Genomic DNA, 24,254 nt, shown 5'->3' on the forward strand with positions numbered 1-24,254 from the left:
GAACTGTGAAGGCTATGGCTTACGGGACTTTCGAAACATTGCGTCAAAAAAATGCCGTGCTGCGGGAGACGGTTAAGCTCAACTCCGGGATTCAGCTGGCGGCGTGGTATAACAATCTCGATACCATAACGGTACAAAGCGATCACCACACTCTGAGCCTGTATATTGCCGATGGCTACGAAAGCTACCAGAAGACGCCACATGGCTGGAAAAACGGCGGCGGGCCCGACCGTTTCTGCCTGATGCCGAAAGGCGACGAGAGCACCTGGGATATTCGCGGCGACCTCTCTTTTGTCCACCTTTACTGCACCGATGAACATCTCCGCCGGGTAGGCGAGCAGATTTGGGACCGTAGCCCGGCTTCGTTCACGCTGCAGGAAAAAACCTTTTCCAGCGATGACAAAATTACCGCTGTCTATCGCCAGTTTCTGCTGGACAACGACTGGCAGCAGCAGGCCAACCACCTTACGTTGAGTTCCGCCAGCACGCTGCTGCTCACGCACTTGATTCAGCATTATTCAAACGTTCAGTGGCGTTTGCCGACGGTGACCGGTGGCCTGGCGCCGCACGTCTTGCGTAATCTGCTGGCATGGATTGAGGAGAACCTCGACCGGCCGCTCACCCTTGCCGATCTGGCGCAGGAAGCGGCGCTCAGCGAATACCATTTTGCGCGGATGTTCCGCCAGTCAATGAAAATGGCGCCGCATCAGTACGTGATGCAGCGCCGGATGGTTAAAGCGCAGGCGCTCATTACCCGCAGTCTGCTGCCGTTAACCGATATTGCTATGGCCTGCGGTTTTAGCAGCGCCAGCCACTTTAGCAATCGGGTAAAAAGCGCCACCGGCCTGACGCCCTCGCAGCTACGCTCGGCGCAGCGCTGACAGTAAAACGTAGCTGACGCCGCCGAGAACCAGCCCCCAAAAAGCAGAGCCGATACCGGCCAGCTCCACGCCGCTGGCGGTGACCAGAAAAGTCACCACCGCGGCATCGCGTTCACGCTCATGATTGAGCGCCTGAAACAGGCTGCCGCCGATGGTGCCCAGTAGCGCCAGTCCGGCAAGCATCTGGATCCATGCCGCCGGCAGCGCCGCCATCAACGAAGTGATGGAGCCGCCGAAGATTCCCGCCAGCAGATAAAAAACGCCCGCCGCCGCCGCCGCGAGCCAGCGCTTTAGCGGGTCCGGATGGGCTTCCGGGCTTTGGCAAATCGCGGCCGTAATCGCGGCGATACAGATCGAGTAGACGCCAAACGGCGACAGCAGCAGCGCAAGACCGCCGGTCGCCACGATCAGCGATGAAGCCGGAACCCGATAGCCCGAAGCCTGCAGGGTAGCAAAGCCGGGGGCATTCTGCGAAGCCATGGTAACAAGGAAAAAGGGTACGCCGACGCTAAGCAGCAGCGCGGGCGTAAATTCAGGAGCGATAAAAGCGGGGGCGACAAAGCGCCAGCTGATTTGTGACCCTGTCACATCTCCGCTGAGGGCGGCGACCGCGCTTCCCGCCAGCAGGGCGGCCACCACGGCAAATCGGGGAAGGCAGACTTTGCATATCAGCCAGGCGGCTAACATGCTGCCGCATAGCAGCAGATTGCCCTGCAGGCTGGAGAAAGCCTGCATACCAAAACGCAGCAAAATACCGGCCAGCATCGCCGCCGCCAGCGAATGGGGAATGATTTTCATCAGCCGGGCAAACAGACCGGTTACGCCGCACAGTACGATTAAGCCGTTAGCAAAAATAAACACGCCAATCGCCTGCGCCAGCGTGACGCCGTGCAGGCCGCTAACCAGCAGCGCCGCCCCGGGCGTTGACCACGCCGTCAGGATTGGTACTTTTCGCCATAAGGTGAGCGCCAGGGTACTCACGCCCATTCCCAGGCCTAAGGCGGTCATCCAGCCGGCGATTTGCGAAGCATCGGCGCCTGCCGCCGCCGCTGCCTGCCAGATAATGGCGGCAGAACTGGCGTAGCCGACTAAGACTGCGACAAAACCGGCAAGCAGAGTCGGAAAAGGCAGAGTAAAAGAGCGCATAAACATTACCTTGTGCGTTATAACGGTCGTTGTAATGTAGCATTGTGCGTTATAGCGCACAACTACCTTTCACCACCGCCGGGCCAGTACAGGGCTGCGAAGAGGGGGCTGATGATGTCGTTACCCTGTAGAATCAGGCAAATGTGCGTATAATTCCCTAATAGATTATTGGGAGGTTGAATGAATATTGCGCAACATCTGTCGGCGACGCTAAAAACGCTGCGCCAGCAGCGCGGCTGGAGCCTGTCGCGCCTGGCGGAAGAAACCGGCGTATCGAAAGCCATGCTGGGCCAGATTGAACGTAACGAATCCAGTCCGACCGTGGCGACGCTGTGGAAAATTGCCACCGGCCTGAACGTACCGTTTTCCGCCTTTATTATCGCCGATGATAGCGCTGAACCAGCCGCCTTCGACCCGCAGCAGCAGGCGATGGTTGTGACGCCTGTTTTTCCCTGGGACCCGGTGCTGCGTTTCGATCACTTCTCCATTACCCTGGCGCCCGGCGCGCTAAGCGAGTCTACGCCGCACGAGGAAGGGGTTATTGAACATGTGGTGGTGATTAGCGGCGTGCTGGATCTGTGCCTGCAGGGCGAGTGGCTGTCGCTGCAGCCAGGGGAAGGGCGGCGGTTCGCCGGTGATTTAGCGCACGCCTACCGCAATAGCGGCGCGCAGACCGCTCATTTCCATTCGCTGATCCACTACCCAAAAGCACAATAAAAAAGCCGCGAGCAAACTCGCGGCCAGGCAAATGACTGAGACAACAAATCACAACGTGACGAGGAAAATCCGGAATACGCGATGACTGTATCCTCAGGCGCTTTTTGTGGGAAATATCTTTTCCTTCAATACTTTGCTGAAAAGTGAAAATTCCCCCTGCGGCGGCAGTGGAAAATGTTTTGGTCTGCGCGCAGTTCTGACTACAATAGCCGCCATTTCGACCCCCTATAATGGATAACGACGAGCGTATGCGCCTGCAAAACCATCATCTTGAACTATTGAGTCCTGCCCGCGATGCCGGGATCGCCCGTGAAGCGATTTTACACGGCGCGGATGCGGTCTATATCGGCGGACCGGGCTTCGGCGCGCGTCACAACGCCAGCAATAGCCTGAGCGACATCGCCGGACTGGTGCCATTTGCCCACCGCTACGGCGCGAAGGTGTTCGTGACCCTGAACACCATTCTTCATGATGATGAACTGGAACCGGCGCAACGTCTGATAACCGATCTGTACGAAACCGGCGTGGACGCGCTGATTGTCCAGGATATGGGCGTGCTGGAGCTGGATATTCCGCCGATTGAGCTGCATGCCAGCACCCAGTGCGATATTCGCAGCGTGGAGAAAGCGAAATTTCTTTCCGATGTCGGCTTCAGCCAAATCGTCCTCGCCCGCGAGCTGAATCTTCAGCAGATCAAAGCGATTTACGATAATACCGACGCGACCATCGAATTCTTTATCCACGGAGCGCTGTGCGTGGCCTATTCCGGTCAGTGCAATATTTCCCATGCTCAGACCGGGCGCAGCGCCAACCGCGGCGACTGCTCGCAGGCCTGCCGTCTGCCCTATACCCTGAAAGATGACCAGGGCCGCGTGGTGGCCTATGAAAAGCATTTGCTGTCGATGAAAGACAACGATCAGACCGCCAACCTGGCCGCGCTGATCGATGCCGGAGTGCGTTCCTTTAAGATTGAGGGACGCTACAAAGACATGAGCTATGTGAAGAATATTACCGCGCATTATCGCCAGATGCTTGACGCCATCATTGAAGATCGCGGCGATCTGGCCCGCTCGTCGTTGGGACGTACGGAGCACTTCTTCATCCCGTCCACGGATAAAACCTTCCATCGCGGCAGCACCGACTATTTTGTCAACGCCCGCAAAGGCGATATCGGCGCGTTTGATTCGCCGAAGTTTATTGGCCTGCCGGTGGGTGAAGTGCTGAAAGTCGGCAAGGATTTTCTCGACGTTGAGGTGAGCGAAGCCCTGACCAACGGCGACGGCCTGAACGTGATGATCAAACGTGAGGTTGTCGGCTTTCGCGCCAACACGGTTGAAAAAACGGGCGAAAATCGCTACCGCGTATGGCCGAACGAGATGCCCGCGGATTTACACAAAGTGCGCCCGCATCAGCCGCTAAACCGCAACCTCGATCATAACTGGCAGCAGGCGCTGCTAAAAACCTCCAGCGAGCGTCGCATCGCGGTGGATATCGAACTGAGCGGTTGGCAGGAACAGCTGGTCTTAACCATGACCAGCGAGGAGGGCGTCAGCGTCACCCATACTCTGGACGGCGATTTTGCCGAAGCGACCCAGGCGGAGAAAGCGCTGACGAATCTGCGCGACGGCCTGGCGAAGCTGGGCCAGACCCTTTACTACTCGCGCAACATGGAAATTAACCTGCCGGGTGCGCTATTCGTGCCGAACAGCCTGTTGAACCAGCTGCGTCGGGAAACCGTAGATATGCTGGATGACGCGCGGCTGAAAGCCGTGGTGCGCGGTTGCCGCAAGCCGGTTTCCGTCCCGCCGCCGGTCTATCCGGAAACGCACCTGTCGTTTCTGGCGAACGTCTACAACCATAAGGCGCGCGAGTTTTACCAGCGTTACGGCGTGCAGCTGATCGATGCCGCCTATGAAGCGCATCAGGAGAAGGGCGATGTGCCGGTCATGATCACTAAGCACTGCCTGCGCTTTGCTTTTAATCTGTGTCCGAAACAGGCTAAAGGGTCGATTAAAAGCTGGAAAGCCACGCCGATGCAGTTGATTCACGGCGATGAAGTGTTGACGCTGAAATTTGACTGCCGCCCCTGCGAAATGCACGTCGTCGGTAAGATAAAAAATCATATCCTTAAAATGCCGCTACCGGGCAGCATCGTGGCGTCCGTCAGCCCGGATGAGCTTATAAAAACCCTGCCGAAACGCAAGGGCGCCTGATGACTGACAGGTCTTAGGGATAGAAGTGCATTTTCGGCTTTCGCGCATTTTGCCAGCGGTGATGTTCGCGCAGATCGGACGCGGCTTCTTCGCTCTGGCTGCGTAGCTCATCGCTATCGGCTTCGTGCTGTAGCTGCTGCTCGAGGCCCTGTACCGGGAAGAAATCGTGTCCGTGCTGGTGGGCCAGCACGTGGCCGGAAAACAGGGCGCACACCAGCAGTAGCGCTGAAACGTATCTTCTGAGCATATCTTTTCCCTTCTGTCGGTGAGTGGGGCTACTATGCCAGGGATTTGTTGAGCTTATTTCCGCGTTTATCAAAGATGGGAAAAGCCTTTGTCAGCGCTCCCTGACGGATGGCGAAAAAAAGCCCGACGGTGGAGCCGTCGGGCCGACTAAAATGACGTCACGGGCGGCTCAAACCTTCAGCCCGGCGGCCGTCATCAGCAGCCGAAACCCCATGCTCACCGCCGCCAGCGCCAGCACGCTGCCTCCCCACAGCACTATCATCCATACCGCTCGCTTAAGCCATACTCGTTGCATCAGTGATACCCCTCGCCGTGTTGAACTTTGCCGCGAAAAACGTAGTAGCTCCAGAAGGTGTAGCCGAGGATAACCGGCAGAATAAGCAGCGCGCCAACCAGCATAAAGCCCTGGCTTTGCGGCGGCGCGGCGGCCTGCCAGAGGGTAATGTCCGGCGGAATAATATGCGGCCAGATACTGATCCCCAGCCCGCTAAAGCCGAGGAAGATCAGCCCCAGCGTGAGAGTAAAAGGCAGCAGGTGACTGGCGCTGTTGCGAAGCGTTCGCCAGAGCCAGGCGCCGATCGCCGCCACCAGCAGCGGTACCGGCAGCAGGAAGAAGAGGTCAGGCAGGCTAAACCAGCGCCGGGCGATGGCCGGTTGCGCCAGCGGCGTCCAGATGCTGATGGCGACAATGACCGCCAGCAGCGCCAACAGCAAGCCGCGCGCGGTCATGCGCATATTGCGGTGGAGCGCATTTTCGCTTTTCATCACCAGCCAGCTGGCGCCCAGCAGCGCGTAGGCAACGCATAGCCCCAGACCGCAGAACAGGGTAAACGGCGTCAACCAGTCAAACATCCCGCCGCTGAAGCTGCGGCCGTTGACCGGGAAACCGTTGATCACCGCTCCGACCACCATGCCCTGGGTGAAGGTGGCCAGAAGGGAACCGACCATAAAAGCGCGATCCCAGAATGGACGATGCGATGGCGTCGCATTAAAGCGAAATTCAAAGGCAACGCCGCGAAAAATAAGACCGATCAACATCAGGGTGAGCGGGATCGCCAGCGCATCGATAATGACCGCGTAAGCCAGAGGAAATGCGCCAAACAGCCCCGCGCCGCCAAGCACCAGCCAGGTTTCATTGCCGTCCCAGACCGGGGCGACGCTGTTTACCATCACGTCGCGGTCCGCCGTGTCCCGGGTAGTGGTAAATAAAATGCCAATGCCCAGGTCAAAGCCATCCATTACGATATACATCAGGGTGGCGAAGACAATGATAACAAACCAAATAACCGATAAATCGATACCCATTAGCGGAACTCCTTCTGCTGTTCATGGCCCGTAGCGGCGGAGAGTGGACGCGCTGGCGTACCGGAGGCCGGCGGCTGCGCGGTCTGCGGACCTTTGCGAATCAGGCGTAGCATATAGCTGTAGCCGACGCCGAACACCGAACCGTAGACAACGATAAAAGTCAGCAGACTGATCGACATATGCAGGTCGCCGTGAGCGGAGACGGCATCAGCGGTGCGCTGAACGCCATAGACGACCCACGGCTGGCGGCCCACTTCGGTGGTCACCCAGCCCGCCAGAATCGCGATAAGTCCCGAAGGTCCCATCCATAGCGCAAAGCGTAAAAAGGGCCTGCTGTGATAGAGGCGGCCGCGATAGCGTAGCCACAAGGCCAGCGCGCCCAGCAGGATCATCAGCATGCCGAGCCCGGCCATCAGGCGGAAGGACCAGAATACGATGGTGGAGTCAGGGCGATCTTCCGGGGCGAACTCCTTCAGCGCCGGCACCTGCTTATCCAGGCTGTGGGTGAGAATCAGGCTGCCGAGGGCCGGGATCTCCAGGCCATAGCGGGTACGCTCCTGTTGCATATCCGGCCAGCCGAACAGCAGCAGCGGGGTGGGCTGTCCGGGCGCGTTCTCCCAGTGCCCTTCAATGGCGGCGATTTTGGCCGGCTGGTGTTTCAACGTATTGAGCCCGTGCATATCGCCAATCAGCGCCTGGATGGGGGCGACAATCAGCGTCATCCACAGCGCCATAGAGAACATCGCGCGGACGGCGGGGGTATTGTTCCCTCGCAGCAGGTGCCAGGCTGCCGACGCGCCGACGAACAGCGCGCTGCTGAGGAAAGCCGCCACCGTCATATGCAGCAGGCGGTAAGGGAAAGACGGGTTAAAAATCACCGCCAGCCAGTCCACCGGCACCACCTGACCATTGACGATCTCAAATCCCTGCGGCGTTTGCATCCAGCTATTAGATGCAAGGATCCAGAAGGTGGAGATAATCGTCCCCAGCGCGACCATACAGGTGGCGAAAAAGTGCAGGCCAGGTCCGACACGGTTCCAGCCGAACAGCATCACGCCGAGGAATCCGGCCTCAAGGAAGAAGGCGGTCAGAACCTCATAGGTCAGCAGCGGGCCGGTAATGCTCCCGGCGAATTCCGAGAATCCGCTCCAGTTGGTACCGAACTGGTAGGCCATCACCAGGCCGGAGACGACCCCCATGCCGAAGTTAACGGCGAAGATTTTTGACCAGAAGTGGTACAGCGAGCGCCAGGTCGGGTTTTTGGTTTTTAACCATAAGCCTTCCAGTACCGCCAGGTAGCTGGCTAACCCGATGGTGATGGCGGGGAAGATAATATGAAATGACACGGTGAAAGCGAACTGGATCCGCGCCAGGTGGAATGCATCAAGACCGAACATGCAGAACTCCGCAACAAAATTGACTCAGCGCAATTCTAGGCTTCGTTGATAACGGGTTGCAGGAACAGAAACGCTGTTTTTCCCTATAACAGTTGGGGTCTGTTATGACCTTTTGGCAAAACGCAGAATGGCGCTCTCCCGGTCTGCGCTGCGCTTAGCCGGGCTACGGGCTCCCAGCCGTCTGCGGTCCGCTAGCCCGGATAGATGCGCCAGCAACGCCTCCGGTAAGGTATTATTTCACTACACACCATAACAGTTTTTATAAACTGCCATTATTTCTCATCTGATATATAATTGACCCTACGAATAGCGACACGGATCGACGGATGAAAAAGTACCAGCGGCTGGCGCAGCAGATTACCGAACAGATCGCGCTTGGGGTGTGGTTACCCGGCGACAGGTTGCCCTCGCTGCGCGAACAGGTGGTAAGCAGCGGAATGAGTTTTATGACCGTTAGCCACGCCTATCAGCTACTGGAGAGCCAGGGACGCATCATCGCCCGTCCGCAGTCCGGCTATTATGTCGCGCCGCAGCCCACTAAACCGCGGCAGCCCGCGCCGCCCGCCCAGGTAACGCGTGATGAAGCGGTTGATATCAACACTTATATCTTTGAAGTGCTGCAGGCCAGCCGCCAGGCCTCTATGTTGCCCTTCGCCTCGGCTTTTCCCGATCCGCGACTGTTCCCCTTACCGCAGCTCAACCGCTCGCTGGCGCAGGTGAGCAAAACCGCAACCGCCATGAGCGTGATTGAAAACCTGCCGCCGGGGAACGATGAACTGCGCCATGCGATTGCCCGGCGCTACGCGCTGCAGGGAATGAATATCTCGCCGGACGACATCGTGATCACCGCCGGCGCGCTGGAAGCGCTGAACCTTAGTCTGCAGGCTGTCACCGAACCGGGCGATTGGGTGGTGGTGGAAAATCCCTGCTTCTACGGGGCGCTGCAGGCTCTTGAAAGATTGCGCCTGAAAGCGCTATCGGTGGCCACGGATGTTAAAGAGGGGATCGATCTCGCCGCGCTGGAGCAGGCGCTACAGAGCTATCCGGTGAAAGCCTGCTGGCTGATGACCAATGGGCAAAACCCGCTCGGCTTTACCCTCAGCGCGGAGAAAAAAGCGCGGCTGGTGGCGCTGCTGGCGCGCTATAACGTGATGCTGATTGAAGATGATGTTTACAGCGAGCTCTACTTTGGTCGTGAGAAACCGCTGCCAGCCAAATACTGGGATCGCGACGATATGACGCTGCACTGCAGCTCCTTCTCCAAATGTCTGGTACCCGGGTTCCGTATCGGCTGGGTGGCGGCGGGCAAGCACGCCCGACGGATCCAGCAGCTACAGCTGATGAGTACGCTCTCCACCAGTTCGCCAATGCAGCTGGCGCTGGTCGACTACCTTTCGACTAAACGCTACGATGCCCACCTGCGCCGTTTACGCCGCCAGCTTGCCGAGCGCAAACAGCTGGCCTGGCAGGCCCTGCTGCGCCATCTTCCCGCAGAGGTAAAAATTCATCATAGCGATAGCGGTTATTTTCTCTGGCTTGAGCTTCCCGCAGGAGCCGATGCGGGGGAGCTGAGCGCCCGCGCGCTGGCGTATAACATCAGCATTGCGCCGGGGAAAATGTTTTCCACCACCGCCAGCTGGACTTCATTCTTCCGCTTTAATACCGCGTGGGGCTGGGGCGAAAAAGAGGAGCTGGGGGTTAAACGCTTGGGCGAACTGATTCGCGAAATGCTGGCTTAGCGTTATTTATTTCCCGCCAGTGATACCGGGCCGAAAAATAAGCCGGCGAACAGGTGGGTTATTATTTTTACTGATGCCAACCATAGGAAATTCGCATAGTCGTATTGCCTCGCTAACTCCTTGTCTATAATCCATAAAGTTATTCCGTGTATGCCGTTTTTTGCGTAATGCGCCCCTTGTCACAACCTGAATAAATTTCCCCGGGGGCCCCAGGCGCGCCGTCTACTGTTATGAAGGAAGATATTTTTACGGCACGGCTGCCGCTCATTTTCTTGTGACAGGAGTATGACCCGATGAGCAAAAAAATTGCCCGTGGCAGCCTTTGCGTGCTGGGGATGGTTTTCCTGACGGCGCAGGCCGCCGAGCCGCCGACTTCTCTCGATAAAGGCGAAGGTCGTCTCGATATTATTGCCTGGCCGGGATATATCGAGCGGGGACAAACCGATAAAAGCTACGACTGGGTGAGCCAGTTTGAAAAAGAGTCCGGCTGTCAGGTTAATGTCAAAACCGCCGCCACGTCCGATGAGATGGTCAGCCTGATGGCAAAAGGAGGCTATGACCTGGTCACCGCCTCCGGCGACGCTTCGCTGCGCCTGATTATGGGTAAGCGCGTGCAGCCGATTAACACTGCGCTGATTGCTAACTGGCACTCCCTCGACCCGCGCGTGGAAAAAGGCGCGTGGTTTAACGTCGGCGGACAGGTCTACGGCACTCCGTACCAGTGGGGGCCAAACCTGCTGATGTACAACAGCAAAACCTTCCCGACGCCGCCGGATAGCTGGAGCGTGGTGTTCGTAAAACAAAATCTGCCGGACGGCAAAACCAATCAGGGCCGCGTACAGGCTTATGATGGGCCGATTTATATTGCCGACGCCGCGCTATTCGTTAAAGCCACTCAGCCGCAGCTGGGTATTAATGATCCCTATCAACTTACCGAAGCGCAGTATCAGGCGGTACTGAAAGTCCTGCGCGAACAGCACCCGCTGATCCACCGCTACTGGCACGATACCACCGTGCAGATGAGCGATTTTAAAAACGAAGGCGTGGTGGCCTCCAGCGCCTGGCCCTATCAGGCCAACGGTCTGAAAGCGGAAGGCCAGCCGATTGCCACCGTTTTTCCGAAAGAGGGCGTCACCGGCTGGGCGGATACCACTATGCTGCACAGCGATGCTAAACATCCGGTTTGCGCTTATAAATGGATGAACTGGTCGCTCACCCCGAAAGTGCAGGGGGATGTCGCCGCCTGGTTTGGTTCGCTGCCGGTCGTACCCGCGGGTTGCAAAGCCAGCGCGCTGCTCGGGGATAAAGGCTGCGAAACCAATGGTTACAACGAATTCGCCAAAATTGCGTTCTGGAAAACGCCGGTTGCCGAAGGCGGGAAATTCGTCCCCTACAGCCGCTGGACGCAGGATTACATCGCGATTATGGGCGGTCGTTAAGTCGCCGGAGGCGAAGAACATGCACGCGGTAGAGCTGGATAATGTTTCGCGCCTGTACGGCGACGTGCGGGCGGTGGATGGCGTCAGCATCGCTATTCGCGACGGCGAGTTTTTCTCTATGCTGGGGCCATCTGGCTCCGGCAAAACCACCTGCCTGCGCCTGATTGCCGGATTTGAACAGCTTTCGGGCGGAACGATACGTATTTTTGGCCAACCGGCCAGCGCGCTGCCGCCCTGGCAGCGCGATGTGAATACCGTTTTCCAGGATTATGCGCTGTTTCCTCATATGTCGGTACTCGATAACGTCGCCTACGGGTTGATGGTTAAGGGGATCGGCAAAAAGGAGCGCCACGCCCGTGCGCAGGAGGCGCTGGAGAAGGTGGCGCTCGCTTTTGTGCATGCGCGCAAGCCTTCTCAGCTTTCCGGCGGCCAGCGCCAGCGGGTAGCCATCGCCCGGGCGCTGGTGAATCAGCCCAGGGTCCTGCTGCTGGATGAACCGCTGGGGGCACTGGATCTAAAACTGCGCGAACAGATGCAGCTGGAGCTGAAAAAACTGCAGCAGGCGCTGGGCATCACCTTCATTTTTGTGACCCACGATCAGGGAGAGGCCCTGTCGATGTCTGACCGCGTGGCGGTCTTTAATCAGGGACGCATTGAGCAGGTTGATGCGCCTCAGGATCTCTATTTGCGGCCAAGAACGGCGTTTGTCGCCGGGTTTGTCGGTACCGCCAACGTGTTTAGCAGCGAGCTGGCACAGAAGCTGTGCGCGATGACGGGCGCCTGGTCGCTGCGTCCGGAGCATATTCGGCTGAATGCCGGCGGGGAGGTGCAGATTCAGGGGATCGTGCAGGCGGTGCAGTATATGGGCGCCGCCACGCGCGTCGAGCTGAAGCTGGCTGACGGCGAGAAGCTGCTGGTGAGTCAGGCGAATGTCGATGGTCAGGCTGCGCTGAACGCCCCTCCGGTAGGGCAACAGGTGCTGGCTTCATGGTCGCGTGCGGCGATGGTCCCCCTGGAGAGCGGAGGGTGATATGACGATGGCGATACCCTCTGCCGGAGGCGGACGCCTGGCCGGCACCTTCTGGCGTCATCCCTCGCTGGCTCTGTTTCTGCTACTGCTGGGGCCGCTCATGTGGTTTGGCATTGTCTATCTGGGGTCGTTGTTGACCCTTCTGTGGCAAAGTTTCTATACCTTTGATGATTTCACCATGTCGGTCACCAACGACCTGACGCTGGCCAATCTGCGCGCGCTGTTTAATCCGGCTAACTACGACATTATTGTGCGCACGCTGGTGATGGCGCTATCGGTGACCGTCGCCAGCGCGATTCTGGCACTGCCCATGGCCTGGTATATGGCCCGCTATACCCGTGGCAAGATGAAAGCCTTTTTCTATATCGCCGTGATGCTGCCGATGTGGGCGAGCTATATCGTCAAAGCCTATGCCTGGACGCTGCTGCTGGCTAAAGATGGCGTCGCCCAGTGGTTCCTGCGCCATCTTGGTCTGGAAAGCGTACTGAGCATGGTGCTGACGATCCCGGCGGTCGGCGGCAATACGCTGTCGACCTCTGGGCTGGGGCGCTTCCTGGTGTTCGTCTATATCTGGCTGCCGTTTATGATCCTGCCGGTGCAGGCGGCGCTGGAACGCCTGCCGTCTTCATTGCTGCAGGCTTCCGCCGATCTTGGCGCCCGTCCGCGCCAGACCTTTCGCTATGTGGTGCTGCCGTTAGCGATCCCCGGCATTGCGGCGGGGTCCATTTTTACCTTCTCCCTGACGCTGGGCGATTTTATCGTGCCGCAGCTGGTGGGGCCGCCGGGATTCTTTATCGGCAATATGGTCTATTCCCAGCAGGGGGCGATTGGCAACATGCCGATGGCGGCGGCGTTTACCCTGGTGCCCATTGTACTGATTGCCCTCTATCTGGCGTTCGTGAAACGTCTGGGAGCATTTGATGCACTCTGATCGCGCACCGCTGTTCCTGAAGGTCGCCACCTGGGGTGGCGTGATATTCCTGCATTTCCCGCTGCTGATTATCGCTCTCTACGCATTCAATACCGAAGACGCCGCCTTCAGCTTTCCGCCTGCAGGCCTGACGCTGCGCTGGTTTAGCGAAGCGGCGGGGCGTAGCGATATTATCGATTCCGTGACGTTGTCACTCAAAATCGCCGCGCTGTCGACCGCCATCGCTCTCGTACTTGGCACGCTGGCTGCAGGTGCGCTGTGGCGCAGCACGTTTTTTGGCAAAAACGCCGTGTCGCTACTGCTGCTATTACCGATTGCGCTGCCCGGCATTATTACCGGGCTTGCGCTGCTGACCGCCTTTAAGGCTGTCAATCTGGAACCCGGGCTGCTGACTATCGTCGTGGGACACGCGACCTTCTGCGTGGTCGTGGTATTTAACAACGTGATTGCCCGCTTTCGCCGCACTTCATGGAGTCTGGTGGAAGCGTCGATGGATTTAGGCGCAACCGGCTGGCAAACCTTTCGTTACGTGGTACTGCCCAATCTGGGATCGGCGCTGCTGGCGGGGGGAATGCTGGCGTTTGCTCTGTCGTTTGATGAAATTATCGTGACCACGTTTACCGCCGGGCACGAGCGTACGCTGCCGCTCTGGTTGCTTAATCAGCTCGGGCGCCCGCGCGATGTCCCGGTCACCAACGTCGTCGCGCTGCTGGTCATGCTGGTGACGATGTTTCCGATTCTGGGGGCCTGGTGGCTCACTCGTGACGGCGACATCAGCGCGGAAAACGGAAAATAAAAAACCGATACAGGATAATGCTATGCAAAATAACCTTTTGATAAACGGTAAGTTAGTGGCTGGCGAAGGCGAGACTGTGCCGGTGTTTAATCCAGCCACCGGCGAAGAGATTTTGTCGATTGCGGAGGCCTCGGCGACGCAGGTTGATGCCGCGGTTGACGCCGCTGACCTGGCCTTTGCCGGCTGGAGTCAGATGACGCCGAAAACCCGCGCCGAATGCCTGCTGCGGCTGGCGGACCTGATTACTGAACATGCCCAGGAGCTGGCTCAACTGGAGTCGTTGAACTGCGGCAAACCGCTGCACTGCGTGGTCAACGATGAGCTACCGGCGGTTGCCGATGTTTTCCGATTTTTCGCCGGTGCAGCGCGCTGTCTGCCGGGTATGGCGGCAGGTGAATACCTCGAAGGCCACACCTCGATGATCCGCCGCGATCCGGTCGGCGTGGTGGCTTCTATCGCGCCGTGGAACTATCCGCTCATGATGGCGGCCTGGAAACTGGCGCCAGCGCTGGCGGCAGGCAACTGCGTGGTAATAAAACCCTCTGAGATCACTCCGCTCACCGCGCTGAAGTTAGGTGAACTGGCGCAGGAGATTTTCCCCGCCGGGGTGCTTAATGTTCTGTTCGGGCGCGGAGCAACCGTCGGCGATCCGCTGACCGCCCATGCCCGGGTTCGCATGGTGTCGCTAACCGGCTCGATTGCTACCGGCGCGCATATAATCGGCCATACCGCGGCGTCGATTAAGCGAACCCATATGGAGCTGGGCGGGAAGGCGCCGGTTATCGTTTTTGATGATGCGGATATTGACGCGGTGGTGGAGGGGGTACGGACCTTTGGGTTTTATAACGCCGGTCAGGACTGTACCGCCGCCTGCCGCATTTACGCGCAGGCCGGAATCTATGACCAACTGGTGGAAAAGCTCGGCGCGGCGGTCGCCAGCCTGAAGATTGGACCGCCGGACGATGAAACGACCGAACTGGGCCCGCTGAGCTCGCAGGCGCATCTGGACAGGGTCAGCGCCGCCGTCGATGCGGCTCGTGCCTTGCCGCATATTCAGGTGGTGACCGGCGGCAGCAAAGCGCCGGGCAATGGTTACTACTTCCAGCCCACGCTGCTGGCAGGGGCGAAGCAGGACGATGCGATTGTGCAGCGGGAGGTTTTTGGTCCGGTTGTCAGCATCACCGCATTTAGCGATGAAGAGCAGGCGCTGTGCTGGGCCAACGATTCCCAATATGGTCTTGCCTCGTCGGTATGGACTCGCGATGTCGGCAGAGCGCACCGGCTCAGCGCCCGCCTGCAGTATGGCTGTACCTGGGTCAATACGCATTTTATGCTGGTTAGCGAAATGCCGCATGGTGGGCAGAAGCTCTCCGGCTACGGCAAGGATATGTCGATGTATGGCCTGGAGGATTATACGACCATCCGTCATGTGATGATCAAGCACGGGTAGAGGATGAGTGATTCAGATTAGCCTGCTAATAGTTACCATAGCAAAAAATGTTAAAACAGAAGCGTGCGTTTATGAGAATATTCTTAAGCCCCTTCAAGAGCTAAGCCATGATGAGTGCCGGAGATAAGCGCCGGGTGGGGCCGGTTAGTCCTCGGGGCGAGGGATGCGCTCTTCCGGGTCCTCTCGTTAACTGACGGAAAAGTTCGCCAGCCCCTGCAGGCAATGCAGGGGCTTTTTGTTGCGCTGGAGATATTAACTTGTTGCTGTGATTTTGCCTGATATCAGGTCATCAGAAATTAAATACGTACGGCGTTATTTATTTTTTGGCAAATGATTAACAGGCTAACGTTTGTTTTTTTTGCTCGGTAAACTTGATTGACGACGCTCGCGAACATAAGAAAAAAGATTATAAATTGCAGCAATAAGTAAAATTAACGCCACAATAAGCACGGCGATTCCGGACATGTACCACCTCAAAAAGCAATGAGTAAAAAACAAGCTTCGCATAACTTGTAATTATGAATGTATGATTTTATGCGAAACAAGGCAAATGATATTTCTTATCATTTAAACTCGATAGAAAAGTTTTATCGCTATTTTTATTTTGTAAGTTATTGATAAGTAATGATGTTTTATCTTTTTAACCCGTTTTACTGCATCCTGGCCGCCATTGAACCCGCTAATTATGATGATCGCCTCTTGGCTCAATGCTGATGATTGGATAAAGAATAGTGAACAATTGCCCTGCGACAGGAAAGGCCCGTGAGCTTCGGAGAATAGCGCGCAGCGCTGATTGCGGCAAATGAGGCTTATTTAAACTTAAGCCATCAAATATATAACCCTATAAATAAAGGTGTTATTAACTGCGGGTTGTGAGAATAAGTTCTGAAAGGCAAGAGATATTCATTTATCGCCATTAATATTTTCGTGCCCCCCTTTAAATTTAGCGAATATGTAATGTTTATGTTAAATAAGTCGCGATGATGACGGCTGGTGGGGCAGGGAAGCGGGTTTGACTTTATATAGCCGCTCATGCGAACATTCGGCGCAATTTGTTGCTTCGACGTTGATATAGTTTTGAAAAAAATAGCGTGTTTTCTCTTCGTGGCCTGCGCCACAGCGATGCTTTACGGGAATTTTCCCGCTAAACAGATTGTTGATTGTGAAAAACAGGGCGTAGCAGAAGCGGTTTGCGCTGCGGCCGCGTGGGACAGTGAAAAAGTTGACCTGCTCCCGGCGTGGGATCCTGAATTGCAGAAGCTGATGACCGTGCAACAACACGCCTCTGCAGCTGAGGCAAGCGCTATTAAATCGTAAAAAAGCAGCCTTCAAAGGCTGCTTTTTTAGGTTTCATTGCTGAGTAAAATCGCTAAAACCAACCAAAACGAACGGACAACAGGCCGATTAGCGCAAGCGCTGCGCCGACATTTATCAGAAGGACGGTTTTGCTGGAAACATCCATAACGCCACCTTAATGAATTAGCCTCTACAGTTATAGTACGAGGTCAAAGGTTGCGCTATCGGACTAAGCCGAATCGGGCGTATTTCTGAAAATTTAAGCCGTGACTCGTTTTATTATGCCATAAACTCTGACGTACGCTGGGGTACGAAAAGGCATCGCTTGACGCGAAAATGCCTCTCAGGGAAGGAAGAAGAAAAATGACGTTGTACCAGAAAATGCTGGTTTTTTATGCAGTTATGGGCTGTATCTGCGCGGTAATAAGCTGGTTCTTAACGAAAGAGAGCCGCTGGATCCGCCTGCTGGCGGCGCTGCTGATTGGCGCGACATGGCCGTTCAGCTTTCCCATGGCGCTGCTGGTCTCTTTGTTCTGATTGAAAAATCGATGGCTAACTTTTAGTGATGACTGTATAAAAAAACAGGCTCAACTAACGGATGATCTTCGATGAACAGTTTCTATTCCTCTCAGGCCGGCGGCAACGTGCGCTGGCTGGATCTGCCCGGCCGCGGTGAACCGATTATCTTTATCCACGGCCTGGGCTGCGCCTCAACCTATGACTATCCTCGCGTGGCCGCCGATCCTGCGCTGGCCGGACGGCGAACGATTCTGGTCGATTTACCCGGATACGGCTACAGCGACAAGCCGCCATCTTTCGGCTATCGCATCAGCGATCAGGCCGGAGTGATAGTTGAGCTTCTGGATTGCTTAGGGCTAACGTGCTGCTACTTATATGGTCACAGCATGGGCGGCAGCGTGGCGATTGAAGCCGCAGAACGGCTCGCCGAACGGGTGCTGGGGCTGCTGGTGGCCGAACCCAATCTCTATCCCGGGGGCGGTATGTACAGCAGACGCATCGCGGAACAAACCGAAGAGCGCTTTATTGCCCGGGGCTATGCCGAGATGCTCAGTGCCGAAACCTCGCCCTGGGCCGGTTGCCTGCAAAACAGCGCTCCGTGGGCGGTGTGGCGCGGAGCGTCCAGCCTGGTGAAGGGCGCTAATCCGTCCTGGTTTACCCGCTTTATCCATTTATCCTGTCCTAAGGCCCTGATTTACGGAGAGCATTCGTTACCGGCTCAAGAAGCGACGGATACTGTCGCGGCGGGGATCCCGCTGTTAGCGATCCCGCTGGCCGGGCATTCAATGGCGTGGGAAAACCCATCGGCGCTGGCCCGCACGCTGGACAATTTTTATGCCAGCATTGAGGCAGAAGTCTGATTCGTGATCGCTACATACGAAAAGAAACAATATTTCATTTATTTTGATATTCCGTTTCTTTCATATGTGGCGAGCGTGAAATGCGAATAATCAACATCCTGGGTATCTCGGCTTTACTCTGTACGCCTCTGCTTCTGCAAGGGTGCGTAACGCAACATCCGCGCGGGACGGCTTCCCGCCCGCAGCTTACTGCGGCGGAAGCGGCAAGCTTCACCATGGAGCGCTATTTTGCGCAGGGCGGCGCGTTGAGTGCCCCGGATGGGCCATGGTCGCCATCGCCAGTTAGCCTTCCGCAAACGGAAAGCGCCTGGCGCGTGGCGCCAGCGGGAGCGCCGTACTCCCGCATTCAGCAGGCGGTTAATGCGGCAATAGCCCAGCATTCGGCAAAGAATGAGCGTATCTATATCCGTATCGAGCCAGGCATCTATCGGGAAACGGTCTATATCCCCGCAGGGGCGCCGCCGATAACCCTTTATGGTGCCGGAGAGCAGCCCGAAGAGGTCAGGATTGAGCTGGCGCTGGATTCACAATTTTCTGCGCAGCGCTATCGCGAGCAGGTGAACGGCCAGCATCAGTATCGTGAAGGCGACCCCGCCTGGTACCAGTATGCGCTTTGCGCCGGGCGTACCAGTAAGACAATAGGCACTAACTGCGCGGCGGTGATGTGGTCGCAAAGCGCTGATTTCCAGCTGGTTAATCTTAGCGTAGCCAACAGTCTGCTGGATACCGTTGATGGCGGTACCCACCAGGGGGTGGCTCTGCGGACGGATGGCGATCGCGTGCAGCTGGAGAAAGTCCGTTTGCTGGGACGCCAGGATACGCTCTATTTGAATACCAGCAACCTGCGTAATGAAGCGGTGACGGATCGCATTAGCCGCGTATACGTCAAAGACAGCTACGTCGAAGGGGACGTGGATTATGTCTTCGGCCGGGCGAATGCGGTCTTTGACAATGTGCATTTCCACACCGTCTCGACGCGCCGTTCTCCCGAGGCTTACGTGCTGGCGCCGAACACGTTGCCGGATAATCCATACGGCTTTCTGGTGAAGAACAGCCGCTTTACCGGCGACAGCGGCTATCAGGGCAGTTTCAAGGCAAAGCTGGGCCGCGCCTGGGATCAGGGGGCAGGCAAGACCGGCTATTTAGCGGGGCAGACCGCCAACGGACAGGTGCTGATCGCCAACAGCGCTATCGATCAAAGCTACGATCGGCTTTCCCCATGGGGCGCTGCGGCCACCACCTCCCGACCGTTCCGCGGCAATATTTCCGCAGAACGACAGCTGGATGACGTGGCCTTTAATCGCCTGTGGGAATTCAAGAACCATTGGCGGCCGTGAAACTTAAAACGGCAGCTCGCGCGGGAGCGTTTGCAGCGTGATCCAGCGCAGCTCGGTAAACTCGGCAATCCCCGCGCGTCCGCCAAAGCGGCCATAGCCCGATGATTTACAGCCGCCAAACGGCATTTGCGCTTCATCGTGCACGGTGGGGCCGTTGATGTGGCAAATGCCGGTTTGCAGATTTTGCGCCAGGTTCCACGCCCGGGCGCTGTCCCGACTGTATATCGCCGACGAGAGGCCATATTCGCTTTCGTTCGCGACGGCCAGCGCTTCGGCTTCGTTCTGAACGCGAATAATCGATTTCACCGGGCCGAACGATTCCTCATGCCAGATGCGCATTTCCCGGGTGACGCCATCGAGCAGGGTGGCGCGCATTTGCGTCGAATTGGATGTGCCGCCTGTGAGCAGGCGCGCGCCCTTCGCCAGCGCATCCTCTATCAAGGCATTGCAGCGGGTGACGGTCTTCATCTCTACCACCGGGCCGAGCAGGCTGGCGGGCAGGGCCGCCGCGCGCCTGGCCAGCAGCGCCACAAACTCTTCCGCGACGGCCGCATCCACAATGATGCGCTCGGTCGACATGCAGATTTGTCCGGCGTTGGCGAATGCGCCAAAAACGGCGCCCGCAGCCGCCTGTTCGAGGTCAGCGTCGTCGAGCACCAGCAGCGGTGCCTTGCCGCCCAGTTCAAGCACCGCCGGTTTCAGATGCTCCCCGCAGGTGCGGGCGATAATCCGTCCTACCGGCGTCGAACCGGTGAAGTTGATGCGGCGTACGGCGGGGTGCGCTATTAGAGACTCCACCAGCGCAGGAGCGTCGGCGGGAGTGCAGGTCAGATAATTCACCACGCCGGCGGGGAAGCCCGCCGCCGCCAGGGCATCGATAATTAGCCCCTGAGTCGCCGGCGAGAGCTCCGCGCCTTTGAGAATAACCGTATTTCCGCAGGCCAGCGGCGTGGCGATAGCGCGAGTCGCCAGAATCAATGGTGCGTTCCACGGCGCCATGCTGAGTACGACGCCCGCCCCCTGACGGATGCCCAACGCCAGATTTCCCGGCACGTTAGAGGGGATCACCTGGCCTTCGATTTGCGTGGTCAATGCGGCGGCTTCGCGCAGGATATCGGCGGCCAGATGCACGTTAAAACCGGCCCAGTGCGCGGTGGCTCCCGTTTCGGCCGCCATCGCGGCAATAAACTTCGCCTCACGGCGCAGCATCTCTTCGGCAGCGTCCAGCAGGAGGCGTCGCCGTTCTGCGGGTATCGTATCGCGCCATTGCGGATACGCCGCGCCGGCGGTATCGGCGCAGCGGCGAGCGTCAGCCAGGCTGGCGGCGCTGGCAACGGAGGCGCTTTCTTGCGTCAGCGGGTTGTAGCGGGTAAAAGTGGCATGGCCTTCCGCATCGTGCCACTGGCCGTTGGTGTAGAGAGTGCAGGTTATTGTCATTGTAGGTTTCTCCTGGCGTTGCGATTTGCCGAGTGTACCGGGTTGCGCCGCCGCGTGATGCCGTCCGGGCGGTTATCGCCCTGTTTTTTCGCAACCTTTCGCACGCTTCACATTTATGACTGAAATCGAGGGGGGGGTGAGAGTAGAGATGCTGAATTAATCGGCGAAAAAGCGGTTTTTAGCATAACCTGATACCAATTGATTATTTGCCGGTTGAATTCCCCTGTGCTGTTATTAAAGGACTTATAACAAATTCATAAGGTTTATAACCATGTTTACAGGGAAAACGTCTATTGCGCTGGCGTTGAGCGCACTTCTGCCGGCGGCAAGCGCGCTGGCGGCGGGCGATGATACGCTGGTCTATTGCTCCGAAGCCTCTCCGGAATCCTTCAATCCGCAGATTGCCAGTTCCGGGCCCTCTTTTGTCGCCAGCTCTCAGGTGCTGTATAACCGGCTGATAAACTTTGATCCGGTCAAAAACACGCCTGTTCCTTCCCTCGCGACGGAATGGAGCGTCTCTCCGGACGGCAAAACCTGGACCTTTACCCTGCGTAAAGGCGTGCAGTTCAACAGCAATAAATTCTTTAAGCCGACCCGCGATTTCAACGCCGATGATGTGCTGTTCTCGGTGCTGCGCCAGAAAGATGCGAATCATCCTTATCACAATGTTTCCCACGGGCAATACGAATACTTTCACGACGTCGGGCTGGATAAGCTGATTAAAGAGGTCAAAAAGATCGATGACTACCACGTTCAGTTTGTGCTCAACGAACCCAATGCGGCATTCCTCGCCGACTGGGGGATGGATTTTGCGTCAATTCTGTCTGCCGAATATGCCGATGCAATGCTGAAAAAAGGCACGCCGGAGTATATCGATACCTGGCCTGTCGGCACCGGACCTTACGCCCTCCAGCAGTATAAGGTGGATTCGCTGATCCGCTATGTTGCCAACCCGCACTACTGGGATGGTGAAGTGCCGACTAAACACCTGATCTTCTCGATCACCCCGAACGTTGAGACACGGCTGGCGAAGCTACAAACCAATGAATGCCAGATTATTCCCGCTCCGTCGCCGGTACAATTCCCGGTGATTAAAGGTAATAAAGATCTGGCGCTGCATTCGGTTGAGGCGCTCAACGTCGGCTATCTGGCGTTTAATACCGAGAAAAAGCCGTTCGATAACCTGCTGGTGCGGCAGGCGCTCAATTATGCCACCGACAAGCAGGCGATCGTGAAAGCGGTGTTCCTGGAGTCCGGCAGCGTTGCGAAATCGCCGATCCCTGCCAATATGCTGGGCTATAAGAAAGATCTGCCCGATTACGACTACGATCCGCAAAAAGCGAAAGATCTCCTTAAACAGGCCGGGCTGGAAAAAGGGGCCGAAGTCACCCTCTGGTCGATGCCGGTGCAGCGCCCGTATAATCCTAATTCGCGCCGTATCGCTGAAATGATCCAGAACGACTGGAGCAAAGTTGGCATCAAAGCCAAAATCGTCACCTATGAGTGGGGCGAGTACCTCGCCGGTATGCGCAAAGGGGAGCATGACAGCGCGCTGTTTGGCTGGATGTCAGATAACGGCGATCCGGATAACTTTGCCGGTACCCTGTTAAGCTGCGATAACATTAAAACCGGCTCCAACGTTGCCCGCTGGTGCGATAAGCCCTACGATGCGCTGGTGAAAAAGGCTATCCTGGTGAGCGACCCGCAGGAGCGCGCTAAACTCTACGCTCAGGCGCAGGAGATTTTTTATCAGCAGGCCCCATGGATCACCCTGGCAACCGGCAAAACCTTCTACGCGACGCGCAGTAACGTTAGCGGATACAGCGTGAGCCTGATGGGCAGCGATTTTTCCAAAGTTAAACTTAATTAAGCCGGAAGGAGGAAGCATGTCGCATCTGGATGAGGTCGTCGCGCGCGTGGACGCGGCGATTGCCGAAAGCGTCATTACCCATATGAACGAACTGCTGATTACATTAAGCGACGACGCCGGGCTGGGGCGAGAAGAGCGCTACGTGCAGCAGCAGCGTTTGCGTAACGCTATTGCTCATCATGGCCGCCAGCAGCATGAGGAACAGGAAGCGCGCCGGGAGCAGTTGACCCGCGGCGGCGAGATCCACTAAGCCAGGAGCTAGAACTGGCGTCTGGCCACCAGCCAGGCGCCGATAACCAGCATTACCGCACCGCAGAATGGGCCAATCAGCGCGCGAAGCGGAACGCCATGCGCGCGAAGTAAATCCATCACCAGGCCACCGATCAACTGACTGGCAATCAATACTGCGATGGTGGTCGCCGCCCCGACGTTCTGATAGCCGCTGATGCTGGCAAACACAAAGAACGAACCCAGCAAGCCCGGAATTAGCGTCCACCACTTTACGCTGACCGCCAGCTCCTGAATCCCTGCCGCGCCGTGCTTCAGCAGCAGTATCGTGACAAAAATCACGATGCCGACCAGCGAGTTCAGCAGCATAGCGATCAGAATGGTCGATGCGGACTGGGTAATTCGTACCATCAGGGTGTTTTGCACGACCAGCCCAATGCCGGCGGCAATCAAACAGGCCAGGGTCAGCGTCTGATTCATGCGCCGCCGTCCGGATCGCGGCGATCGTCAAGCTGTAGCTGCATAAAGGTCAAATCCAGCCAGCGGCCAAATTTCGTGCCGACCTGCGGCATCTGTCCGGTGGTGGTAAAGCCCAGCGTGTGGTGCAGATGTAAAGAAGCCTCATTTTGCGCTTCAATACCGGCAACCATCACGTGCTTATTCAACCGCTTAGCTTCGGCGATCAGGGCCACCAGCAGGCTGCGGCCCAGCCCTTTGCCCTGATGCGCAGGATGGACATATACGGAATGCTCGACGGTATGGCGAAAGCCATCAAAGGCGCGCCAGTCTCCGAAGGAAGCATAACCGGTAATGACGCCGTTTTCTTCACTCACCAGCACCGGATAACCGGCGATCTGTCGGGCTTCATACCACGCGATGCGATTGTCGGTATCGACGGTTTTATCGTTCCAGATGGCGGCGGTATGGACAACCGCATGGTTGTAGATTTCTGCGATTGCCGCGCAATCGTCTTTGCTGGCATGGCGGATGATCATGGTAACCCTCAGGTTTGTACACTATAGTAGTACGCTATTATTACAATAATGTACGCAAGGCTGTCATCTGTTTTAGCCATAAATTTTTCCTCTGGCTTGCCGACTCCGTCGGTTGTCTGTCCAGGACTCTCCTGTCTCATCATTCAAATCAATACTTCCTGTTTTACAACTGATTAAACGTATCACTATTACTCGGCAGTCATATTTTCAATTTTTATTTACCGGTTTTATATTTTGATGACATTTAGTAATGAAGTTGTGGCTACGATAACTTCATGATTGTATTGAAGATGATACAAATCATTGTGATAGCATTCCCTTTTTTATTTTTACGCAATAGAAATAGCTTAACCCCGGAAGATATATTGTCATTAATCAGAGTGCGTATGGAAAAATATACGGCATAACTCTGGTGGATTTTA

At 56.7% G+C, this 24,254-nt stretch carries 25 protein-coding genes; 15 read left to right on the forward strand and 10 right to left on the reverse strand.

All coding sequences use genetic code 11. The annotated features are described in order from the left end of the window. Positions 1-14 precede the first annotated feature (14 nt). Positions 15-881 carry an AraC family transcriptional regulator gene (locus tag ABLV12_RS16960; protein WP_023329644.1) on the forward strand — a complete coding sequence of 289 codons (867 nt, stop codon included), beginning with the start codon at positions 15-17 and terminating at the stop codon, positions 879-881. Here the strand turns inward: ABLV12_RS16960 and ABLV12_RS16965 are convergent. Continuing rightward, a complete protein-coding gene (locus tag ABLV12_RS16965) occupies positions 861-2,048 on the reverse strand; it encodes a benzoate/H(+) symporter BenE family transporter (protein ID WP_325905687.1) in 1,188 nt (395 codons plus the stop codon). The genes ABLV12_RS16960 and ABLV12_RS16965 overlap by 21 nt on opposite strands. Positions 2,049-2,207: 159 nt before the next feature. Here ABLV12_RS16965 and ABLV12_RS16970 point away from each other — a divergent pair, with 159 nt between their 5' ends. Then, positions 2,208-2,744 (forward strand): XRE family transcriptional regulator, encoded by a 537-nt coding sequence (locus ABLV12_RS16970; RefSeq protein WP_004101801.1) that lies wholly within the window; start codon positions 2,208-2,210, stop codon positions 2,742-2,744. A 248-nt stretch (positions 2,745-2,992) separates the two neighbouring features. Then, complete coding sequence (locus tag ABLV12_RS16975) at positions 2,993-4,957, forward strand: U32 family peptidase (protein WP_016807856.1); 1,965 nt, start codon at positions 2,993-2,995, stop codon at positions 4,955-4,957. Between the two features lie 13 nt (positions 4,958-4,970). Here the strand turns inward: ABLV12_RS16975 and ABLV12_RS16980 are convergent, their stop codons facing one another. From ABLV12_RS16980 to ABLV12_RS16995, 4 genes are all read right to left on the reverse strand, one after another. Continuing rightward, positions 4,971-5,204 (reverse strand): DUF2554 family protein, encoded by a 234-nt coding sequence (locus tag ABLV12_RS16980; protein WP_004101803.1) that lies wholly within the window; start codon positions 5,202-5,204, stop codon positions 4,971-4,973. Between the two features lie 168 nt (positions 5,205-5,372). Then, complete coding sequence (locus ABLV12_RS16985; protein ID WP_004112746.1) at positions 5,373-5,498, reverse strand: DUF2474 domain-containing protein; 126 nt, start codon at positions 5,496-5,498, stop codon at positions 5,373-5,375. Then, complete coding sequence (cydB, locus tag ABLV12_RS16990) at positions 5,498-6,508, reverse strand: cytochrome d ubiquinol oxidase subunit II (RefSeq protein WP_016807855.1); 1,011 nt, start codon at positions 6,506-6,508, stop codon at positions 5,498-5,500. Before cydB ends, ABLV12_RS16985 begins: the two co-directional genes overlap by 1 nt. Further along, positions 6,508-7,905 carry a cytochrome ubiquinol oxidase subunit I gene (locus ABLV12_RS16995; RefSeq protein WP_160886889.1) on the reverse strand — a complete coding sequence of 466 codons (1,398 nt, stop codon included), beginning with the start codon at positions 7,903-7,905 and terminating at the stop codon, positions 6,508-6,510. The genes cydB and ABLV12_RS16995 overlap by 1 nt, the downstream gene beginning before the upstream one ends. A 326-nt stretch (positions 7,906-8,231) precedes the next feature. Between ABLV12_RS16995 and ABLV12_RS17000 the strand changes: the two genes are divergently transcribed. From ABLV12_RS17000 to patD, 6 genes are all read left to right on the forward strand, one after another. After that, entirely contained in the window at positions 8,232-9,644 is a 1,413-nt protein-coding gene (locus ABLV12_RS17000) for a PLP-dependent aminotransferase family protein (protein ID WP_004101808.1), read from the forward strand. 293 nt (positions 9,645-9,937) lie between these two features. Next, positions 9,938-11,083: a putative ABC transporter substrate-binding protein YdcS gene (ydcS, locus tag ABLV12_RS17005; RefSeq protein WP_004101810.1), complete on the forward strand. Its 1,146-nt coding sequence runs from the start codon at positions 9,938-9,940 to the stop codon at positions 11,081-11,083. Positions 11,084-11,102: 19 nt separating this feature from the next. Continuing rightward, complete coding sequence (locus tag ABLV12_RS17010) at positions 11,103-12,113, forward strand: ABC transporter ATP-binding protein (RefSeq protein WP_004112756.1); 1,011 nt, start codon at positions 11,103-11,105, stop codon at positions 12,111-12,113. Position 12,114: 1 nt separating this feature from the next. Continuing rightward, on the forward strand, positions 12,115-13,044 hold the full coding sequence (locus tag ABLV12_RS17015) for an ABC transporter permease (RefSeq protein ID WP_004112757.1): 930 nt from the start codon (positions 12,115-12,117) through the stop codon (positions 13,042-13,044). Further along, complete coding sequence (locus ABLV12_RS17020) at positions 13,034-13,840, forward strand: ABC transporter permease (RefSeq protein ID WP_017145957.1); 807 nt, start codon at positions 13,034-13,036, stop codon at positions 13,838-13,840. The genes ABLV12_RS17015 and ABLV12_RS17020 overlap by 11 nt, the downstream gene beginning before the upstream one ends. Positions 13,841-13,862: 22 nt before the next feature. Further along, the gene (patD, locus tag ABLV12_RS17025) at positions 13,863-15,290 is read left to right on the forward strand and encodes an aminobutyraldehyde dehydrogenase (RefSeq protein ID WP_325905626.1); all 1,428 of its coding nucleotides are present in this window, start codon (positions 13,863-13,865) and stop codon (positions 15,288-15,290) included. A 342-nt stretch (positions 15,291-15,632) separates the two neighbouring features. Here patD and ABLV12_RS17030 read toward each other — a convergent pair whose 3' ends face one another. After that, positions 15,633-15,755 carry a small membrane protein gene (locus ABLV12_RS17030; RefSeq protein ID WP_004101819.1) on the reverse strand — a complete coding sequence of 41 codons (123 nt, stop codon included), beginning with the start codon at positions 15,753-15,755 and terminating at the stop codon, positions 15,633-15,635. Positions 15,756-16,367: 612 nt separating this feature from the next. Here ABLV12_RS17030 and ABLV12_RS17035 point away from each other — a divergent pair. Then, a complete protein-coding gene (locus tag ABLV12_RS17035; RefSeq protein WP_224261178.1) occupies positions 16,368-16,607 on the forward strand; it encodes a hypothetical protein in 240 nt (79 codons plus the stop codon). A 52-nt stretch (positions 16,608-16,659) separates the two neighbouring features. On the opposite strand, the gene yncL is transcribed toward ABLV12_RS17035, so the two are convergent. Next, positions 16,660-16,752, reverse strand: a complete 93-nt coding sequence (gene yncL, locus ABLV12_RS17040; RefSeq protein WP_004101822.1) for a stress response membrane protein YncL — start codon at positions 16,750-16,752, stop codon at positions 16,660-16,662. A 197-nt stretch (positions 16,753-16,949) separates the two neighbouring features. Here yncL and ABLV12_RS17045 point away from each other — a divergent pair, with 197 nt between their 5' ends. The 3 genes from ABLV12_RS17045 (at position 16,950) to ABLV12_RS17055 (ending at position 19,302) form a co-directional block, all read left to right on the forward strand. After that, positions 16,950-17,123: a GhoT/OrtT family toxin gene (locus ABLV12_RS17045; RefSeq protein ID WP_004101823.1), complete on the forward strand. Its 174-nt coding sequence runs from the start codon at positions 16,950-16,952 to the stop codon at positions 17,121-17,123. 71 nt (positions 17,124-17,194) lie between these two features. After that, the gene (locus tag ABLV12_RS17050) at positions 17,195-17,965 is read left to right on the forward strand and encodes an alpha/beta hydrolase (RefSeq protein ID WP_325905627.1); all 771 of its coding nucleotides are present in this window, start codon (positions 17,195-17,197) and stop codon (positions 17,963-17,965) included. An 80-nt stretch (positions 17,966-18,045) separates the two neighbouring features. After that, positions 18,046-19,302, forward strand: a complete 1,257-nt coding sequence (locus ABLV12_RS17055; RefSeq protein WP_004101825.1) for a putative acyl-CoA thioester hydrolase — start codon at positions 18,046-18,048, stop codon at positions 19,300-19,302. A gap of 3 nt (positions 19,303-19,305) precedes the next feature. Here the strand turns inward: ABLV12_RS17055 and ABLV12_RS17060 are convergent, their stop codons facing one another. Next, entirely contained in the window at positions 19,306-20,739 is a 1,434-nt protein-coding gene (locus ABLV12_RS17060) for an aldehyde dehydrogenase (RefSeq protein WP_348867179.1), read from the reverse strand. A gap of 271 nt (positions 20,740-21,010) precedes the next feature. On the opposite strand from ABLV12_RS17060, the gene ABLV12_RS17065 reads away from it, so the two are divergent. After that, entirely contained in the window at positions 21,011-22,609 is a 1,599-nt protein-coding gene (locus ABLV12_RS17065; protein WP_064396088.1) for an ABC transporter substrate-binding protein, read from the forward strand. A 16-nt stretch (positions 22,610-22,625) separates the two neighbouring features. Next, positions 22,626-22,859 (forward strand): DUF2526 family protein, encoded by a 234-nt coding sequence (locus ABLV12_RS17070; protein ID WP_032728189.1) that lies wholly within the window; start codon positions 22,626-22,628, stop codon positions 22,857-22,859. An 8-nt stretch (positions 22,860-22,867) separates the two neighbouring features. Here ABLV12_RS17070 and ABLV12_RS17075 read toward each other — a convergent pair whose 3' ends face one another. After that, positions 22,868-23,317, reverse strand: coding sequence for a DMT family transporter (locus ABLV12_RS17075; RefSeq protein ID WP_032728190.1), 450 nt, complete (start codon positions 23,315-23,317; stop codon positions 22,868-22,870). Further along, the gene (mddA, locus tag ABLV12_RS17080; protein ID WP_064396086.1) at positions 23,314-23,832 is read right to left on the reverse strand and encodes an L-methionine sulfoximine/L-methionine sulfone acetyltransferase; all 519 of its coding nucleotides are present in this window, start codon (positions 23,830-23,832) and stop codon (positions 23,314-23,316) included. The genes ABLV12_RS17075 and mddA overlap by 4 nt, the downstream gene beginning before the upstream one ends. Positions 23,833-24,254: the final 422 nt, after the last annotated feature.

Source organism: Klebsiella sp. CN_Kp100 (assembly GCF_040065315.1).
Classification (GTDB): Bacteria; Pseudomonadota; Gammaproteobacteria; order Enterobacterales; family Enterobacteriaceae; genus Klebsiella; species Klebsiella oxytoca.

Excerpts from the sequence above, each read along its gene's own strand:
- ABLV12_RS16960 (WP_023329644.1), top strand. The coding sequence starts at position 15 with ATGGCTTACGGGACTTTCGAAACATTGCGTCAAAAAAATGCCGTGCTG.
- ABLV12_RS16970 (WP_004101801.1), top strand. The coding sequence starts at position 2,208 with ATGAATATTGCGCAACATCTGTCGGCGACGCTAAAAACGCTGCGCCAG.
- ABLV12_RS16975 (WP_016807856.1), top strand. The coding sequence starts at position 2,993 with ATGCGCCTGCAAAACCATCATCTTGAACTATTGAGTCCTGCCCGCGAT.
- ABLV12_RS16980 (WP_004101803.1), bottom strand. The coding sequence starts at position 5,204 with ATGCTCAGAAGATACGTTTCAGCGCTACTGCTGGTGTGCGCCCTGTTT.
- ABLV12_RS16985 (WP_004112746.1), bottom strand. The coding sequence starts at position 5,498 with ATGCAACGAGTATGGCTTAAGCGAGCGGTATGGATGATAGTGCTGTGG.
- cydB (WP_016807855.1), bottom strand. The coding sequence starts at position 6,508 with ATGGGTATCGATTTATCGGTTATTTGGTTTGTTATCATTGTCTTCGCC.
- ABLV12_RS16995 (WP_160886889.1), bottom strand. The coding sequence starts at position 7,905 with ATGTTCGGTCTTGATGCATTCCACCTGGCGCGGATCCAGTTCGCTTTC.
- ABLV12_RS17000 (WP_004101808.1), top strand. The coding sequence starts at position 8,232 with ATGAAAAAGTACCAGCGGCTGGCGCAGCAGATTACCGAACAGATCGCG.
- ydcS (WP_004101810.1), top strand. The coding sequence starts at position 9,938 with ATGAGCAAAAAAATTGCCCGTGGCAGCCTTTGCGTGCTGGGGATGGTT.
- ABLV12_RS17010 (WP_004112756.1), top strand. The coding sequence starts at position 11,103 with ATGCACGCGGTAGAGCTGGATAATGTTTCGCGCCTGTACGGCGACGTG.
- ABLV12_RS17015 (WP_004112757.1), top strand. The coding sequence starts at position 12,115 with ATGACGATGGCGATACCCTCTGCCGGAGGCGGACGCCTGGCCGGCACC.
- ABLV12_RS17020 (WP_017145957.1), top strand. The coding sequence starts at position 13,034 with ATGCACTCTGATCGCGCACCGCTGTTCCTGAAGGTCGCCACCTGGGGT.
- patD (WP_325905626.1), top strand. The coding sequence starts at position 13,863 with ATGCAAAATAACCTTTTGATAAACGGTAAGTTAGTGGCTGGCGAAGGC.
- ABLV12_RS17030 (WP_004101819.1), bottom strand. The coding sequence starts at position 15,755 with ATGTCCGGAATCGCCGTGCTTATTGTGGCGTTAATTTTACTTATTGCT.
- yncL (WP_004101822.1), bottom strand. The coding sequence starts at position 16,752 with ATGGATGTTTCCAGCAAAACCGTCCTTCTGATAAATGTCGGCGCAGCG.
- ABLV12_RS17045 (WP_004101823.1), top strand. The coding sequence starts at position 16,950 with ATGACGTTGTACCAGAAAATGCTGGTTTTTTATGCAGTTATGGGCTGT.
- ABLV12_RS17050 (WP_325905627.1), top strand. The coding sequence starts at position 17,195 with ATGAACAGTTTCTATTCCTCTCAGGCCGGCGGCAACGTGCGCTGGCTG.
- ABLV12_RS17055 (WP_004101825.1), top strand. The coding sequence starts at position 18,046 with ATGCGAATAATCAACATCCTGGGTATCTCGGCTTTACTCTGTACGCCT.
- ABLV12_RS17060 (WP_348867179.1), bottom strand. The coding sequence starts at position 20,739 with ATGACAATAACCTGCACTCTCTACACCAACGGCCAGTGGCACGATGCG.
- ABLV12_RS17065 (WP_064396088.1), top strand. The coding sequence starts at position 21,011 with ATGTTTACAGGGAAAACGTCTATTGCGCTGGCGTTGAGCGCACTTCTG.
- ABLV12_RS17070 (WP_032728189.1), top strand. The coding sequence starts at position 22,626 with ATGTCGCATCTGGATGAGGTCGTCGCGCGCGTGGACGCGGCGATTGCC.
- ABLV12_RS17075 (WP_032728190.1), bottom strand. The coding sequence starts at position 23,317 with ATGAATCAGACGCTGACCCTGGCCTGTTTGATTGCCGCCGGCATTGGG.
- mddA (WP_064396086.1), bottom strand. The coding sequence starts at position 23,832 with ATGATCATCCGCCATGCCAGCAAAGACGATTGCGCGGCAATCGCAGAA.